General features: G+C 73.5%; 10 protein-coding genes and 1 pseudogene. 5 read left to right on the forward strand and 6 right to left on the reverse strand.

The window, feature by feature from the left end:
- Positions 1-256 (reverse strand): annotated as a pseudogene (locus IRY44_RS27155) (hypothetical protein); the annotation flags it as partial.
- Between the two features lie 263 nt (positions 257-519).
- A complete protein-coding gene (locus IRY44_RS27160; RefSeq protein WP_194803044.1) occupies positions 520-1,995 on the reverse strand; it encodes an aminopeptidase P family protein in 1,476 nt (491 codons plus the stop codon).
- A 113-nt stretch (positions 1,996-2,108) separates the two neighbouring features.
- Here IRY44_RS27160 and asnB point away from each other — a divergent pair, with 113 nt between their 5' ends.
- A complete protein-coding gene (gene asnB, locus IRY44_RS27165; protein WP_194803045.1) occupies positions 2,109-4,070 on the forward strand; it encodes an asparagine synthase (glutamine-hydrolyzing) in 1,962 nt (653 codons plus the stop codon).
- Positions 4,071-4,130: 60 nt separating this feature from the next.
- Here the strand turns inward: asnB and IRY44_RS27170 are convergent, their stop codons facing one another.
- A complete protein-coding gene (locus tag IRY44_RS27170) occupies positions 4,131-5,267 on the reverse strand; it encodes a lytic polysaccharide monooxygenase (RefSeq protein WP_194803046.1) in 1,137 nt (378 codons plus the stop codon).
- Positions 5,268-5,604: 337 nt separating this feature from the next.
- Here IRY44_RS27170 and IRY44_RS27175 point away from each other — a divergent pair, with 337 nt between their 5' ends.
- Positions 5,605-6,534, forward strand: a complete 930-nt coding sequence (locus tag IRY44_RS27175) for a carbohydrate kinase (RefSeq protein ID WP_194803047.1) — start codon at positions 5,605-5,607, stop codon at positions 6,532-6,534.
- Positions 6,535-6,550: 16 nt separating this feature from the next.
- Here IRY44_RS27175 and IRY44_RS27180 read toward each other — a convergent pair whose 3' ends face one another.
- Complete coding sequence (locus IRY44_RS27180) at positions 6,551-7,777, reverse strand: multidrug effflux MFS transporter (RefSeq protein WP_194803048.1); 1,227 nt, start codon at positions 7,775-7,777, stop codon at positions 6,551-6,553.
- Positions 7,778-7,860: 83 nt separating this feature from the next.
- Here IRY44_RS27180 and IRY44_RS27185 point away from each other — a divergent pair, with 83 nt between their 5' ends.
- Together IRY44_RS27185 and IRY44_RS27190 are read left to right on the forward strand one after the other, a co-directional pair.
- Complete coding sequence (locus tag IRY44_RS27185; protein ID WP_194803049.1) at positions 7,861-8,361, forward strand: MarR family winged helix-turn-helix transcriptional regulator; 501 nt, start codon at positions 7,861-7,863, stop codon at positions 8,359-8,361.
- Between the two features lie 7 nt (positions 8,362-8,368).
- Positions 8,369-9,271 carry an aminoglycoside phosphotransferase family protein gene (locus IRY44_RS27190; protein WP_194803050.1) on the forward strand — a complete coding sequence of 301 codons (903 nt, stop codon included), beginning with the start codon at positions 8,369-8,371 and terminating at the stop codon, positions 9,269-9,271.
- A gap of 13 nt (positions 9,272-9,284) precedes the next feature.
- Here the strand turns inward: IRY44_RS27190 and IRY44_RS27195 are convergent, their stop codons facing one another.
- Together IRY44_RS27195 and IRY44_RS27200 are read right to left on the reverse strand one after the other, a co-directional pair.
- Positions 9,285-10,112 carry an MBL fold metallo-hydrolase gene (locus tag IRY44_RS27195; protein ID WP_194803051.1) on the reverse strand — a complete coding sequence of 276 codons (828 nt, stop codon included), beginning with the start codon at positions 10,110-10,112 and terminating at the stop codon, positions 9,285-9,287.
- Entirely contained in the window at positions 10,109-10,513 is a 405-nt protein-coding gene (locus IRY44_RS27200; protein WP_194803052.1) for a thioesterase family protein, read from the reverse strand. The genes IRY44_RS27195 and IRY44_RS27200 overlap by 4 nt, the downstream gene beginning before the upstream one ends.
- A 115-nt stretch (positions 10,514-10,628) precedes the next feature.
- Here IRY44_RS27200 and IRY44_RS27205 point away from each other — a divergent pair, with 115 nt between their 5' ends.
- Positions 10,629-11,693: a phosphatase PAP2 family protein gene (locus tag IRY44_RS27205; RefSeq protein ID WP_194803053.1), complete on the forward strand. Its 1,065-nt coding sequence runs from the start codon at positions 10,629-10,631 to the stop codon at positions 11,691-11,693.
- Positions 11,694-11,720: the final 27 nt, after the last annotated feature.

The raw sequence follows: 11,720 nt of genomic DNA on the forward strand, positions 1-11,720 counted from the left end.
CGCCCTTCTCGCCGCCCTTCCCGCCCTCGGCGCGGGAGTCGTCGGCGGCGTTCTGCGGCGCGGCGGCGTGGTTCTCCGCCACCGGTTCGGTGCCGGACTTGTCGTCGCGGGCGGCGAGCCCGCCGAGTGCCGCCAGCCCGACGACGCCGGTCAGCCCGGCCACGCCGGTGGCGACCCAGAGCGCCCGCCGCTTGCTCGTCCGCGGCGGGGGCGCCATCGGAGCGCCGCCGTCGGGTGTCGTTACGTCGTTCGACATGAGAGCCCTTTCGGTTCTTCCCAAACGGGTCGCACCGCCCCAGGCCGGGCGACCAGCTACAAACCGGTTGTAGCCTCTGATCAGCACCGTATGAGAAGGTTCCTCGCGAGGAAGACGTATCCGAAAAAAGCCCGCATTCCTCCCACGAACGGCGGTCGGTGACCAACCACGTCAGGGGGACCGCAACGGCCCAGACGGCGGCGGGCCCCACCACCCGCCGTCGAGGCGCGGTGGTGGGGCCCGAAGGTTCGCGGCCGCGGGGATCAGCCGGGCAGGCGGGGGCCCGCCTCACGCTGCTCGGCCAGCCAGGTCTCCACCTCGGCGGAGGCGCGCGGCAGCCCGGCCGACAGGTTCACCGGGCCGTCGGCGGTGACCAGGATGTCGTCCTCGATCCGCACGCCGATGCCCCGCAGCTCCTCCGGGACCAACTCGTCCTCCGGCTGGAAGTAGAGCCCCGGCTCGACGGTGAGCACGTACCCCTCGCCGAGCGGCCCCTCGCGGTAGGTCTCCTTGCGTGCGTTGGCGCAGTCGTGCACGTCGATACCGAGCATGTGGCTGGTGCCGTGCAGCGTCCACCGCCGATAGACCGTGGAGGCCGGGTCCATCGCCTCGTCCACGCTCACCGGCAGCAGCCCGAGATCCTTCAGCGCCTCGGCGAGCACCCGCATCGAGGCCAGGTGCACGTCCCGGAACGCCACGCCCGGCCGGCACATCTCGATGCCGGCCTGCTGCGCGGCGTACACCGCGTCGTAGACCTGACGCTGCAACGGCGTGAACCGGCCGTCGACAGGCAGCACCCGGGTCACGTCGGCGGTGTAGAGGTTGCGGTTCTCCACGCCCATGTCCATCAGCAGCAGCTCACCCGGACGGGTCGCGCCGTGGTTGTGCACCCAGTGCAGGATCGTGGCGTGCTCGCCGGCCCCGACGATCGAGCCGTAGCCGACGTCGTTGCCGTCGTGCCGGGCGCGCAGCGCGAAGACACCCTCCAGCAGCCGCTCGGAGACCCCGCGGTCGGCCGGCAGCGCCCGCGCCACGTCCTCGAAGCCGCGCACCGTGGCGTCGCACGCCTCCTGGAGCTGCGCGATCTCCCACTCGTCCTTGACCAGCTTCAGCTCGGCGATCGCGATCGCCAGCTCCCGGTCGCGGCCGGGCTGACCCTCGGCGCGCGCGCCGTCGTACTGACGCACCGCCGCGTCCACCCGAGGGTCGAAACCGCGGAGCACCCGGGTGCGCCCCGGGGCCAGGTCGGCCAGCGCCGCGTCCAGCTCGCTCAGGTCGGCCGTCGGCAGGCCCAGCTCGGTCGACTTCTCCCGCAGCGTCGGCCGGCGGCCCACCCACAGCTCACCGTGGCGGCTGCGGAAGAACTCGTCGGTCACCCGCGACGACCGGGGCCGCATGAACAGCGTGGCCTCGCCGCCCGGCCGCAGCACGAGGACGCTGTCCGGCTCCAGGTCGCCGGTCAGGTACGCGAAGTCGCTGCCCGGCCGGAACCGGTGCTCGGTGTCGTTGGCGCGTACCTTCTCGTTGCCGGTGGGGATGACCAGCGTCTCGCCCGGGAAGGCCTCGGCCAGCGCGGCCCGCCGCTTGGCGTGGTTGGGCACCTCCGCGCGCGGGGTGACCGGCAGTTCGGTGTCCCGCCAGCCCTGCCGCATGAACGACAGGAACGCCTCCGGGAAATCCGGGTCGTGCGACTCCGTGCCGTCCGCCGCCTTGCCCTGCCGGGTCCGCTCCTCGGCCATGATCCGCCCCTCCCTGAGCCTCGTCGCTGGTCCCGACGGTACCGCGCGCACGACAGCGGGAGGTGCCTGCGGTGCCGCGACGGCGGCTTCCGGCGCGTGGAAAGATGGCGGCCATGTGCGGACTCCTGGCCTTCTTCAGCGCGCGCGGCGACGCCGCCGCCCACCGCGACAACATCGCCGGCGCACTGGAGTGCCTGCACCACCGTGGCCCGGACGAGACCGGGGTCGAGGTGGTCGGCGACGCCTCCGGCCGGTACGCGGACGGCGTGTTCGCGCACAAGCGCCTGGCGATCATCGATGTGGCGCTGAGCCACGAGCCCCTGCCCTACGCGGGCGGGCGGTACCTGCTCACCTTCAACGGCGAGATCTACAACTACATCGAGCTGCGCGAGGAGCTGATCCGCGACTACGGCGCCCAGTTCGCCACGAACGGCGACGGCGAGGTGATCGTCGCCGGCTACCACTACTGGGGTGAGCAGGTGCTCACCAAGCTGCGCGGCATGTTCGCGTTCGTGATCTGGGACCGGCAGGAGCGGCGGGCCTTCGGCGCGCGGGACTACTTCGGCATCAAGCCGCTGCACTACCTCCAGACGCAGGACGGTCTCTACCTCGCCTCGGAGAAGAAGGCGCTGCTGCCGTTCGCGCACTCGGCATACCAGGGCGACGCGGGCATCGACACCGCGAACCTGAGCCACTACCTGACGCTGCAGTACGTTCCCGAGCCGGGCACGCTGCACAAGGGGATCAGCCGGATCGGCTCGGGGGAGTACCTGACCTGGACTCCTGGTGGCCGGATCGAGGTGCGCCGCTGGTACCGCCCGGTGTTCCGGCCGGCCCCGGTCTCCGACGAGCAGCGGCTCTACCACGACATCCGGGAGACGCTGCGCGAGAGCGTCCGGATGCACATGCGCTCGGACGTGCCGGTCGGCTCGTTCCTGTCCAGCGGCATCGACTCCACCGCGGTGGTGGCGCTGGCCCGCGAGTTCAACCCGAACATCCTCACCTTCACCGTCGGCTACGACGTGCCCGGCTACTCCGAGATCGACGTGGCCCAGGACTCGGCCCGGCACCTCGACGTGACCACGATCCCGACCAAGATCGGGCCGCAGGACATGATCGACGCGCTGCCGAAGATCGTCTGGCACCTGGACGACCCGGTCGCCGACCCGGCGCTGGTGCCGCTGTACTTCGTGGCGAAGAAGGCCGCCGAGCACGTCACCGTGGTGCTCTCCGGTGAGGGCGCGGACGAGTTCTTCGGCGGCTACACGATCTACCGGGAGCCGCTGTCGCTCAACGCGGTCAACAGCCTGCCCGACGGCGTGCAGAAGGGCCTGCGCGCGGTGTCCAAGGCCATCCCGCAGGGCGTCAAGGGCAAGAGCTTCCTGGAGCGCGGCACCACCCCGATCGAGGAGCGCTACTACGGCAACGCCCGGATGTTCACCGAGGAGGAGAAGCAGCACCTGCTGCGCCGCTACGACCCCTCGGTGCGCTACACGGACGTGACCGCGCCGATCTACGCCGAGTGCACCGAGCTGGACGACGTCACCAAGATGCAGTACGTCGACCTCTACACCTGGCTGCGTGGCGACATCCTGGTCAAGGCCGACCGGATCTCGATGGCGCACTCGCTGGAGGTGCGGGTGCCGTTCCTGGACCGGGAGGTGTTCAACGTCGCCGCCGGCATCCCGGTCGACCTGAAGCTGCCGCCGCGCTCCGAGGCCACCAAGTACGCGATGCGCCAGGCGCTGCAGGGCGTCGTGCCGCCGGCCATCGTGAACCGCAAGAAGCTGGGCTTCCCGACCCCGACCCGGGTCTGGCTGCGCGGCGAGATGTACGAGTGGGCGCGGCACGTGCTGTCCACCTCGGGCGCGGGTGACCTGATCGACCTGTCGTACGCGCTGCGCCTGCTGGACGAGCACAAGCGGGAGGAGGCCGACCACTCCCGCAAGGTGTGGACCGTGCTGATCTTCTGCATCTGGCACGCCATCTTCGTGGCCAAGACGCTCGACCCGGGCATCCAGCGCAACCAGTCCGCGCTGCTCACCAAGCCGGTCGTGGGCAGCATGGTCCGCTGACCCGAGCGTGACGAGGAAGGGCCCCCGGGATGTTCCCCGGGGGCCCTTCTCAGCGCGTGATCAGCGACCGGTGCAGGTGACTGTCGGCAGGGTGTTGGTGCCGGAGAAGTTCGCGGTGAAGCCGAAGGTCGTGGTGCCCTCCGGCGGGACGCTGCCGTTGTAGGCGGCGTTGGAGACGCTCACCGACGCCCCGCTGCCGCTCAACGTGCCGTTCCACACCTGGTTGATGGTCTGGCCGCTGGGCCAGGTCCAGTTCGCGGTCCATCCGGAGTAGGTTCGGGTGCTGTGGTTCATGATCGTCACTTCGCCCTGGAAACCGCCGCCCCAGGCGGTGACCACCTTGTACACCGCCATGCACGAGCCGGCCGGCATGGTCGGGCTGGTCGTCACCGGCGGAGGTGAGGTCGGCGGCGCGGTCGTCGGGGGCGCGGTCGTCGGCGGCGCGGTGGTCGGGGGCGCGGTCGTCGGGGGGGTGCTGCCGCCCGAGCCGATCCCGGTCACCTCGCCGTTACCGCCGTCGAACGTCACGTCCGAGCAGCCGAAGAAGTTCTCCTGGCTGTCCGAGCGGACCCAGCGCGAGTAGATGATGTGCCGGCCGCTCTTGTTCGACGGCAGGTTGCCGGTGAAGTAGTAGTGACCGTCGTTGGTGCCGACCGCGCCGCGCTGCGGCGGGTTGGTCACCTGCAGGAACGGCTGCTCCTCCAGGTCGCTCCAGGCCAGCGGCCGGTTCGGGCTCCAGCTGTCCTTGGTCACGTAGAAGTAGAACGTGCCCGGGTGGTGGGCCCAGTTGCTGTACCGGAACTCGATCGACCGCCCGGCCGTCAGGTGCGTGAGCGGCCAGTCGTTGCGCGCCGCGTCGTACCCGCTGAAGCCGGGGTTGCCGCCGCTGCACAGCTTGCCGTCGGGGATGAACCCGACGGTGCGCCCGCCTGCGTCTGAGCGCAGCACGCTGAACCAGTTGTACAGCGAGTTCGCCCCGCTCTCGGCCACCGCCGACGAGCAGGCGGGGTTGTTCGGCCGGATCTCACCGGTTCCGGTGAGGCCGTCCTTCCAGCACAGGTAGGTGCGGGCGCCCGGCGTCATGGCCGCGCCGTGCGCGGCCGCCGGTCCGGAGTTGGTGACCAGGGCGAACGCGCCCAGGGTCAGGGTGGCGGCCGCGGTGAGCAACGCGGCCGTACGGGATCGGGTTCGGTGCACGGGGATCTCCTGACTCGCGGAGCGTGGCCCGGTTCGGCCCGCTCCGCTGCGACGAGCGGATGCGACGATCGCGGTGCCCGCGCCCGGTCGGCGTGCGGCCGGGGCCGTCGACGGGCGCGCACCGTCTGCGGTCCGTCGCCAAACGGACCGTGGATGCCCTCGCGTCGGATCGACCCGGCGGCCGGTGACGCGGCAGCCCCCGCGTCGTCACCCGGCACCGCCATCCCACCACGTCCGCACGCCGCCCGCAATAGGCGGCGCTCGATGCCCGGGTCCCGGCGCGCGGTGGCACCGGCATGCGACAGGATCGGGGGAGAGGACGACGAGGGGAGCCAGGATGGGGTACGCGGTGGTGCTCGGCGAGGCACTGGTGGACCTGCTCGATGCCGAACACGACGGGGAACCCGTCTACCGGCAGGCGATCGGCGGCGGCCCGCTCAACGTGGCGGTGGCGATCGCCCGGCTCGGCGGGGACGCACGGTTCGTCGGGTCGCTCGGCGACGACGCGCTGGCCGGACGGATCCGCGCCTTCCTCACCGGGGCGGGAGTGGACGTGAGCGGGACGGTGACGGTGCCGGCCCCGACCGCGCTCGCCGTGGCCACGTTCGCCGCTGCGGAGCCCGACTTCCGCTTCTACGGCGAACCCCGTTCGTACGCGCTGCTCGGCCCGGACGACCTGGACGTGGCGCTGGTCGAGGGCGCGGACGTGCTCTACTGCGGCTCGATCGTGCTGCTCGACCCGCTGGTGCTCGCCGCCGCGCGGCGCGCCTGGTCGATCGCGGGCGCGCTGCGGGTGTTCGACCCGAACGTGCGGCCCCGGCTGCTCACCGCGCCGGGCGCGCTGGACGGGCTGCGGGCGGTGGTCGCCGAGTTCGCCGCCGCCGCGCACCTGGTCAAGCTCAGCAGCGCCGACGCGCGGCTGCTCTACCCGGACGAGCCGGTCGAGGGCGTGGCCGCGTACCTGCGGGAACTGGGCGCGAGCACGGTCGTGGTCACGCTCGGCGCGGACGGCGCCCTGGTCGCCGCCGGCGACGACGTGGTCCGGGTACCCGCGCCGAAGGTGGATGCGGTGGACGCGACAGGCGCGGGCGACTCGGTGATGGGCGCGCTGGTGGCCGACCTGCTGGCCGCCGGTGAGCCGGCCGACCCGGCCGGGTGGCGGGAGCGGGTCGCGTTCGCGCTGCGGGTGGCGGCTGTGGTGTGCGAGTCACCGGGCGGCGCCACCGCCATGCCCACCCGCACCGCGGTCGCCACCCGCTTCCCGTGACCCGTCCGCCCCGTGCTCAGGTGCGCGGACGGGCCAGCGTCACGACGGCGGTCAGCGACAGGAACGCGGCGCCGGCCAGCACCACCGCCATCGGCAGCGCGCTGCCCTCGCCGCCGAGCCCGACAAGCGGCGCGGCGAGCGCGCCCACCACCGACTGGATGCCGCCCATCAGCGCGGCCGCGGTGCCCGCGTGCCGGGCGTGCGCGTCCAGCGCCAGCGCGGTGCTGTTCGGCATCACCATGCCGAGCGAGCCGACGAAGGCGAACAGCGCCACCGCCGTCACGGCCAGGCTGCCCGCCAGCGCGCCGCTCAGCACGCCGATTGCGGTGACCAGGCCGGCCACCAGCGTGGTGACCAGCAGCCGGCGCGGCGTGAACCGGTCGAGCAGCCGGGCGTTGGCCTGCCCGACCGCGACCAGGGCGAGCGCGTTGACGCCGAAGATCACGCTGAACACGGCCGCGGAGACGCCGAAGACGTCCTGGAACACGAACGACGACCCGGAGATGTACGCGAACAGCCCGGCGAACGCGAAGCCCTGCGTCAGCGCGTACCCGAGGTAGACCCGGTCGGCGAGCAGCGACCGCATGGTCCGGACGGTGGCCCCCAGGCCACCGGTGCTGCGGCGCTCGGCCGGCAGCGTCTCCGGCAGGCGCAGCGCGACGGCGACGGCGAGCACCGCCCCGATGACGGCGAGCGCCACGAAGACCGCCCGCCACGAGCCGAACCGCAGCACCAGGCTGCCCACGCCCGGCGCCGCCACCGGCGCCACGCCGAAGACCAGGGTGAGCCGGGAGAAGTACTTCGCGGCGTCCCGTCCCGAGTAGAGGTCGCGGACCACCGCGCGGGCGACCACCACGCCCATGCCGCCGGCGACGCCCTGGGCGAACCGCGCGGCGGCGAGCAGCGGGGCGTTCGGCGCCGCGGCGCACGCCAGCGCCAGCACGGTGTACGCGACCACACCGACCAGCACCGGCCGGCGGCGCCCCCAGCGGTCACTCAGCGGACCGGTGACGAGTTGACCCAGGGCGAGACCGATCAGGCAGGTGGTGAGCGAGAGCTGGATGCCGGCCTGGTCGGCGCCGAGGTCGCGGGTCATGGCCGGGAACGCCGGTAGGTACATGTCCAGCGACAGCGGGCCGATCGCGGTGAGCGCGCCGAGCAGCACCAGCAGCGTCACACCACCGGTGGACGCGGTGGTGCGGCCGGCGGCCGGGCGCGCGGCGGTCGGCGCGGCGTTGCTCACGAGTGGGTACCCCCTGGATCTGGTGCGTCCGGGGTACCTTACATCTGTAGTCAGAACTATTGCGATGTGAGGCGGGTGACTCCGTGGCGACGAACGAGCAGGTCGCGCGGTTCGGCGCGGCCCTGGGGGAGCTGCACCGGCTCCTGCGCCGCCGGACCGGAGCACGGGTGGGCCGGGATCCGCTGCCCGAGGCGCAGGTGGAAGTGCTCCTGCTGGTCCGGGAGATGCCGGGGATCAGCGGCAAGGAGGTGGCCCGGCGTCTCTGCACCGCGCCCAACACGGTGAGCACGCTGGTTCGCGACCTCACCGACGCCGGGCTGCTGGCCCGTGACCGCGACCCCGACGACCGCCGTGTGGTCCGGCTACGCGTCACCGACGCCGCCCGGGAGCGGATGGCCCACTACGAGGCCCACCGCGCGGCGTTGCTCGCCGACGCCCTGGCCGAGCTGGACCCGCCGGTACGAGCGGCGATCCTGGCCGCCGCCCCGCACCTCGACGCGCTGCGGGACGCGCTGCGGGGCCCCGCCCGCCCCGGGCCGGCCCCCGGAAACCCGGTGGCCGCAGCGCCGTCCCGCCCCGCATGATCACCCGATGGCCCTGCACCAGGACGAGATACCCGTGGACGAGCAGGTCGTCCGGGCGCTGCTGACCGCACAGCGCCCCGAGTGGGCCGCCCTGCCGCTCACGCCCGCGGGCGCCGGGACCGACAACACGATGTACCGCCTCGGCGCCGACCTGCTCGTCCGCCTGCCGCGCACCGCCGAGAAGGCCGGCGCCCTGCGCAAGGAACAGCGGTGGCTGCCCCGCCTCGCGCCGCTACTGCCGTACCGGGTGCCGGAGCCGGTGTACGCCGGCGTCCCGGCCGACGCCTTCCCGCTGCCGTGGTCGGTGCAGCGCTGGATACCGGGCGACGAGGTCCGGGCCGGCACGGTCGCGGACTGGGCCGCGCTCGGCGCCGACCTGGCCGCGTTCGTCCGGCGCCTGCACGCGACCGACCTGATGGGCGCGACCCGCGCTGGCCCGCTCAGCGGCTACCGCGGCGGCAGCCTCCGGCCCTGCGACACCTGGATCTCCGCGGCGCTCGACGACTGCCGGACCCTGATCGGCGACGAGACGGACGTCGGCACCCTGGTCCGGCTCTGGCGTGACGCCCTCACCCTGCCCGAACCCGCCGGGCCGCACGTCTGGCTGCACGGCGACCTCAAACCCACAAACCTGCTGGTGCACGACGGCCGGCTGCGGGCGGTCATCGACTTCGGCGGCCTGACCGTCGGGCACCCCGACGCCGAACACGCGCCGATCTGGGACCTTCCGCCGCCGGCCCGGCACGCCTACCGGGATGCGCTCGGGGTGGACGACGTCACCTGGGCGCGGGCCCGCGCCTGGGCGCTCGGCGTGGCGGCCAGCGGCGTCTCCTACTACTGGCACACGTTCCCGGCGTTCGTCGCCGAGTGTCGCAACCGCCTCCGGGAGATCCTGGCCGACGCCGGCTGAACCCGGCCGCCGGTCAGGCCGTGCCGTCCAGCTCCGCGTAGCCGCGACGGGCGGCGATCAGGCCCGGCCGGGCGCCGAACGGCGACTCGGCCGCCACCCGCTCCGGCGGGGCGCTGCCGGTGTGCCCGGCGCGGATCAGCCACGCCTGCCGCGCGAGCTGCGCGTGCTGCTCGCGGACGAAGTCCGCGCCGACCGGCTCGCCGTGGCCGGGCACCACCACCGTCGTGGGCGTGGTCAGCCGCAGCAGGTCGGCCAGCGCGTCCGGCCACTTCAGCGGGTACGACTCCTCGAACGCCGGCGGTCCGCTCTGCTCCACCAGATCGCCCGCGACCAGCACGTCCGCATCAGGCACGTGCACCACCAGGTCGGCGTCGGTGTGCCCGTGCCCGGGATGGCGCAGCACCACCCGCCGGCCGCCGACGTCGAGCACCGTCTCCTCGTGCACCTCGTGTGTCGGCGCCCGCAGCTCGGTGTGCGCCAGCTCCTCGGCCAGCGCCGGGTGCCCGGCACGCATCTCCTCGTACGCGGCGCGGCGCACCGCGTCGGACCGGTCCCGCAGCGCCGCCGCGGCCTGGGCCTGCGCGTAGATCGCGGTGTCCGGCCCGGCCAGCGTGGCGTTGCCGAAGCAGTGGTCGAAGTGGTGGTGCGTGTTCACGATCGTCCACGGGTACGGCGTCACCGCCCGCGCCGCCGCCGCCAGTTCCCGGGCCTGCCCGGCGGTGGAGAGCGTGTCCACCAGCAGCGCCGCGCCGTCACCGACCACCAGCACGACGTTGACCGCGAGCGTCGGCTCGCGCAGCACGTGCACCCCGGCGGCGACCTCGGAGAACCCGGCGGTCATGACTGGCGCACGGCCCGCTCGACGAAGCGCTGCCGGTCGACGAGCACCCGCTCGACCCGGCCCTGCGCCGCCACGGTGGGGCCGTCGGTGACCGTCACGTCGAAGACGAGCCGCTTCCCGTCGACCTTCACCAGCTCGGCGTGGGCGGCCACGGTACGCCCCACCGGCGTCGCAGCGCGGTGCTCCAGCTCCACCCGGACGCCGACGGTTGTCGACCCGGACGGCATCCGGGTCGCGGCGGCGGCCACCGTCGCCGCCTCGGCCAGCGCCAGCACCCGGGGTGTGCCGAGCACCGGCACGTCCCCCGAGCCGACCGCCTGCGCGGTGTCGGCGTCGGTCACTGTGAGCTCGACCCGGGCGGTCAGGCCCGGCGTGAAGGGCGACTCCGGCTGCTCCTGCATGCGGCCGAGCCTAGTGCAGCCGGCCCGCGCCCGTCCGGCGTCCGAGCCGCCACCGGTCCGGTCGCCACCGCCCGCCCGCATGCCCGCCCGTCGCCCGCCGTTAACCTTGTCCGCGATGGCCGAGCTGACACAATCTCCGACCCCCGCCCCCGACGCGACCACCGAGTCGCCCGACGGCGGGCGCCGCCGTGTGATCGCGATGACCATCTGGGGCGTCGCCTTCGTCGTCGCCTGGCTCGCCATCGGCCTGCCCACCGACCCGGCGTACGCGTTCCTCTGGATCTGGGCCGGCACGATCGCGTGGAACTCGGCCCGCCCGTGGCGCAGCCACCTGCGGTTCGCCCGGGACTGGATCCCGGTGGTGCTGCTTCTGGCCGCGTACAACCTGTCCCGCGGGTTCGCCGACAACGGCGCCACCCCGCACGCGATGGAACTGATCATCGCCGACCGCTTCCTCACCGGCTGGCTCACCGGCGGCGAGGTGCCGACGATCTGGCTCCAGGAGCGCCTGTACGACGCGTCCGAGGTGCGCTGGTGGGACGTGCTGGTGAGCTGGATCTACTTCTCGCACTTCGTGGCGACGTTCGCCGCCGCCGCGGTGCTGTGGATGCGCAACCGGCGGCGCTGGATCGCGTACATGTCCCGCTGGGGCTTCCTGTGCGCGGCCGGCCTGGTCACCTACTTCGCCTACCCGGCCGCGCCGCCGTGGTGGGCGGCGCAGAACGGCCTGCTCACCGAGGTCGCGCGGATCTCCACCCGGGGGTGGAAGGAGATCGGCATGCACGGCGCGGGCAACCTGCTCAACGCCGGGCAGATCGCCTCCAACCCGGTGGCCGCGATGCCGTCGCTGCACACCGCGTTCGCGCTGTTCGTGGTGCTGTTCTTCATGCGGTCGGTGCGTAAGCGCTGGTGGCCGCTGATGCTGGCGTACCCGCTGGCCATGACGTTCACGCTGATGTACAGCGGCGAGCACTACCTGATCGACGTGCTGGTCGGCTGGGCGTACGTGGGCATGACGTTCCTGGTGGTCGGCCTGGCCGAGCGCTGGTGGGCGGCGCGGCAGGCCCGGCGGGCCGGTGAGCCCGCCGTCGCCGCAGGCGAGCCGTCCGCCGACGGCGACGCCGACACCCCGGACCGCGCCGCCGACGACCGGGACGCGGTGCCCGCCGAGCGCCGGTAGGCCCGCGCCACCGGCCGTCTCGGGCGG

This window comes from Micromonospora sp. ANENR4 (genome assembly GCF_015354395.1).
In the GTDB taxonomy this organism is placed as follows: domain Bacteria; phylum Actinomycetota; class Actinomycetes; order Mycobacteriales; family Micromonosporaceae; genus Micromonospora; species Micromonospora aurantiaca.